The sequence below is a fragment of the Blautia sp. ZXY-1-B12 genome (assembly GCF_056339915.1).
The window spans coordinates 1-4,966 of the sequence record NZ_JBWJVP010000063.1; the positions used below are offsets into that span (position 1 = coordinate 1).

Sequence of the window (4,966 nt, forward strand, 5' to 3'; positions counted from 1 at the left end):
AAAAGACCATTGATCAGAGTAATGGTAAAGATCGAAAGCAGTAACAGACATATAAACACTACTGAAATCTGATGTTGCAGAGTATGAAATTTTTTATCTGTTTTTCCGTTTCCTGTCATTCGTCTACCTCAAACTTGTATCCCATACCCCATACAGTCTTTATATATTCACCTTTATCTCCCATTTTACTTCTGAGCTTCTTAACATGGGTATCAATCGTACGGGCATCTCCAAAGTAGTCATAATTCCATACAGAATTCAGGATCTTTTCTCTGGAAAGTGCGATTCCCTGATTCTCCAGAAAATATGTCAGAAGTTCAAATTCCTTAAAGCTCAGTTCCATAGGCTTACCATCCACCGTAGCCAGATGTGCTGCTTTATCTATAACAATGCCGCCTGCTGAAATCACATCTTCCGGATTATTCTGACCTGTACGTCTCAGAATTGCCTCCACTCTTGCAACAAGGATTTTCGGACTGAATGGTTTAGAGATGTATTCATCTACCCCCAGATCAAATCCAAGAAGCTCATCTCTCTCATCACTTCTTGCAGTCAGCATAATAATCGGAACTTTTGAGTTCTTGCGAATCTCACGGCAAACTTCCCATCCATCCATCTTCGGCATCATGACATCCAAAATGATCAGTGCGATGTCCTTCTCCTCATAAAAGATATCCATGGCTTCTTCACCATTACCGGCTTCCAGTACCTGGAAATTCTTCTTTGTCAGGAAATCCTTTACCAGCTTTCTCATGCGGCTCTCATCATCCACCACCAGGATTTTTAATGTATCCATTTGATCCCCTCCGTTTTTCTTCATTATTTTCCGAAACAGTTTTTACTTTTTATTTATACTGTTTTCCGAGTATTGTTAAAATCCACGACTGTTCAGCGCCTTTACAGCCACAGCGCAAAATCCGGGAAAATCGCCCTCAGCAACAGATTTTATCTTTCATATGGTTACTATAGCAGAGATTTATGTAAGATTTGTGAACATATGACAGAAAAATTATAAGTATTGCTGTTCACAACACCAAATAGCCGTTACTGTTCACTCCGTTCTCAGTAACGTAGCCAAAATTCATTCCAAATTGCCTGCGGCAATGGAATTTTGGCTTGTATGTCTCGGGATTTTGGCATATTCATGCCAAAACACCTCGCGGGATAATGGTAAGTGAACAGTAACAAGCAGTCTCAAATATAAAAATCTTCTTGACAAATTCTGTTTTTATTTCTATACTATTACTTAGTCGATATATCTTATATAATGAATGATATATCAATATTAAAAAGTGCTTTCGTCTCATCACCAGTGCTGTTTTATGAAAAAACAGCGTTGCAGACTCATTTTCAGGGCTTGTACTGGTTTCGACGGGGGCTTTGAAGTTGGGGAAGCCATCCGCAGACTCCCAGACTGCGTACCAACCGGGAAACTAAATATAAACGCAGACGAACAGTACGCGTTAGCAGCCTAATTGCTGCTCGTCAGCCCTGATGCACTCACACTTCAGGAATCTGACGTCGACCATGTGAGAAACCTTGCCGGGTAAGCTTTGCCCCGGTAGATGTATCATGAAGCTACTAAGGTTGTAAGCCTGTCGGTGGGCGTACATCCAAGGGAATGTTAAAACAGCGACTGTGATGGGAGATGCCTTAATGAATAGGCTTTCGGACGCGGGTTCAATTCCCGCCAGGTCCACTTGACCACGACAAAGCGAACCCTGACAAATTTTGTACAGTAATTGTATATAAGAATGTCGGAATGTTAGTTGTGTCGTTGGAACGGTAAACAAAAAAGAGGGTTTTTAGCCCTCTTTTTTTTGTGTCTGTTTCTCTTAATTGTAATGAGACAGCACTATTTAAGTATCCACAGTCTCAAAAAAATCCTCAAAAAACTTCTTTTTTTCAAAGCAGGGCTGGCACAGTTTGTATGGGTAGCCAAATGGCAGGTTCCTTCCGCAGACCATACACCTCCGTCTTTTCAATTTCTTTTCCCTGATCGTATCTGTCAGCTCTTTTGAGATTTCCTTTTTTCTCTTACGTATCAGATTCTTATCCCAGTTTTGTCTCCCCGGCATTCCAAAAAGACGGACGAAACTGTGGAACATGTCATATTTCTGATAAGCCATTTCTCCACCTCCGCAGCCCTGCCTGTCCCATGTTTGCAGTGGATGTCCAGCTGGTCTAAGGAAATGACAGACGGGATTCGTTCAAGGACTTTTTCCGGATCAATGTGCCTGGTCTGCCAGTTGAGGTAATCCGTATGTGTCAAAACACCGTCAGTATCAAGAAATATTACTTTCACGACCTTTTCCTCCTCTTTTGGACAGTATAGCATCTATCTGTTTTTCGTTCCAGTTTCTCTGGAAAATAATATCCCCACCGGGAACACAGTATCCTTTCTCATCAGATTCGACACAATGATGCAAAAAGTAAAAAGTTTCGCACAGGATAGGGTCATATTTTTTTCCGTTTTTGAACCGGAATCCTTCTACGGATCCTTCTCCGCGGAGAGGTAAGCCTTTTTCCCTCAGAACAAAGGAAGAAAGCAGGACATTATCCACTTCGATGTATTTGGACATGCCAGCTCCATCTCCTGTGTAGAAATCTGCCTCATGCCAGAAATCTCCTGTCTCAAAGAAATACGTATACTCCATGCCGGAAGACCATCTGAACCAGTCCACACCACAGAACACAAGCATTCTTCTACACAATGCTTTTTCACCAAATTTGCAAGGAATCGAAATGATCATACTTCCTCCTTTCTGTCACACCAACTACTTTTCACAATTTAACTACATTCTCTTCACAATCTCACCATTATTTTCCGTTATATTAATAGTCGTAAACAAGCAGGATTGCTTTTCATATACATTTTTTCTCCTTTTGGCTGGGATTTTCCCGGCTTTTTCTTTTGCAAATTTCCCTGCTCTCGCATCTGTAAGACGATGGTAATTGTTTTTTAGCCGCCACTCAGAGACATCTACCTGCCATCCCTCATACAACTCCATATATCTGCCAATCATGACAGCTTCTTCCTTTTCCCGTTTCCGGATATACTCCAGTGCTTTATTGAGATACGGGATACTGTTGGCATAGTCTACCGTCATTCCCCCACGTCGCCATCCGCCAATCTTATGATTCTGGATCGCATAGACCAGATATACAGAATTTAAAAATGTCAGATTCAGGTATTCGCCCGGCCGGATCTTCATGTTGGCAAAGGAATCCGCATCCTTCCAGTAATTATCCTTTTTGGCGGAAACGTAGTATTCTTTTTCTGTTTCCGTATGCACAATGCTCTCAAATACCGTGTAATAAGAATGCGTGTGGTCCATCGTGATCTGCTCTGCATCTGTATGGACATAGCCATAGGCTTTTGCAGCTGCAAGGATCTGTTCGGGCGACTTTCCTTTCACATCGATCTTTTCATATAGCTTGTTGTTTTTTACTGTCAGATAAGAAGTTATTTTACCAAGATACTCATTGGTCTTTTTCGTATCGTACCGGAACTGGGTCACCGTTGTATTTCCTTCCCTGACTACCTTTACCGGAACTTCCGTAACGGTCAGGCGGAACTTCTTTTCCGTAATAGTGTAAGTATCAATCGTATCTACCAGGTTAACCGGGACAACTCTCCTGTCGGGGATATGGGCATCGTGGGTACGGTTCCTTTCTCCTCTTCCGCGGTCATTGTTCCACGCATCATACCTTGTACTCCTTCCATTGTTCCAGATATTCCCAAGGCCGGCATCATCGCGCTCGATCTTTATCGTAGTGAGGATCATATCGCCTTTCATAAGAGGTGCATCTGTGCGCTCAACAATATCCGCAAAAGTTCCATACCGGTTGTCTTCCAGCCACCCGTCTGCCATGGAAAAGATCAGGTATGGGGACGGTGTTAATACATTGATCTTCTCCGGAACCTTTAATATCCTGCCATCATTCAATACCCCCTGCAGGATGCTGAATACAAAGTAACGGGAAGCAACCTCTTCCCGGGACTGGGCTTCTGCTTCTTCCAGGGAATCTTCCCTGGTTTCCGGCTTCAGATATACATTTTCATCTTTGATACGGACCTTCTCCTCATCCGTCCACCCCACGTACAGGTTCTCTCCATTCCGGATAAGGATACCGATCTGTTTCCCATGAAATTTCTTATAGGTATCCAAAACATTCGATACCATATCTGAGGCACCGCATAAGATATTGTTTTTACTGATCCGGATCACAGAGACAGATTTCGGTCCGGGAGCAAACCTTATCTGTTTTGCATTAACTTTCTTAACCGCCCGGACCCGATACTCCCATTCTGGATCAACAGGATTTTTGATCTCCATGGGACGGTAAGCTTCCATCGGTTCCCAATACTTCTTAGCGATCACTGTATGGGTGGTAAACTTATTCTTATTCTTGTCATACAGGTCACACAGTACAAGAAACTTTTCTCCATGGAAACCGGAATCCCGCTGTTTCTCAATATCCTCATGTGCAGTCAGCCAGGTCAGGTATCTGTTATAATCCGGATCAGTGTCATACTTTGGTTTTATTTTCCGCGGAAACAACTCCACAACGATCCAGTTAAACGCAATATTCCCAGAGCCTCTTTTGTAATAAGTATTTATTGATACAACATCTACCCACATGTTTTTTGTATCCAATGACTTTACGATATTTTTGACTATATATACTGCCGCGGATTCCCCGCTGTCGATATAATCAAGGTAATCCTTATCCTGTCTCCAGTCCAATGATCTCATCCTTTCTTTACTTTCATCAAGTATCCCGAAAACAAAGAATCCCGCATTCCTTAAACCAATAATGCCCGCTCCGAATACAGTTTCCGACCAGTGTCATATCAGAATATGCCACATTTCTTCCACCGCTTTGCATTTTTCTATTTTACAATATCAAAATATCCAATAATTCCAATATAGCCATCTTTTTTTAATGGAGTCCATAAGGT

Annotated in this window: 4 protein-coding genes and 1 other RNA gene; 1 reads left to right on the top strand and 4 read right to left on the bottom strand. The window is 42.2% G+C overall.

The window, feature by feature from the left end; genetic code table 11:
* Positions 1-115 precede the first annotated feature (115 nt).
* Complete coding sequence (locus AC075L_RS04820; protein ID WP_020993968.1) at positions 116-796, bottom strand: response regulator transcription factor; 681 nt, start codon at positions 794-796, stop codon at positions 116-118.
* A 557-nt stretch (positions 797-1,353) separates the two neighbouring features.
* Between AC075L_RS04820 and ssrA the strand changes: the two genes are divergently transcribed.
* Positions 1,354-1,702, top strand: a transfer-messenger RNA (tmRNA) gene (gene ssrA / locus AC075L_RS04825).
* Between the two features lie 157 nt (positions 1,703-1,859).
* On the opposite strand, the gene AC075L_RS04830 is transcribed toward ssrA, so the two are convergent.
* From AC075L_RS04830 to AC075L_RS04840, 3 genes are all read right to left on the bottom strand, one after another.
* Entirely contained in the window at positions 1,860-2,129 is a 270-nt protein-coding gene (locus tag AC075L_RS04830) for a hypothetical protein (RefSeq protein WP_147412357.1), read from the bottom strand.
* Between the two features lie 156 nt (positions 2,130-2,285).
* Entirely contained in the window at positions 2,286-2,753 is a 468-nt protein-coding gene (locus AC075L_RS04835; protein ID WP_118409267.1) for a hypothetical protein, read from the bottom strand.
* Between the two features lie 42 nt (positions 2,754-2,795).
* Entirely contained in the window at positions 2,796-4,751 is a 1,956-nt protein-coding gene (locus tag AC075L_RS04840) for a hypothetical protein (protein ID WP_476387263.1), read from the bottom strand.
* Between the last annotated feature and the right edge of the window lie 215 nt (positions 4,752-4,966).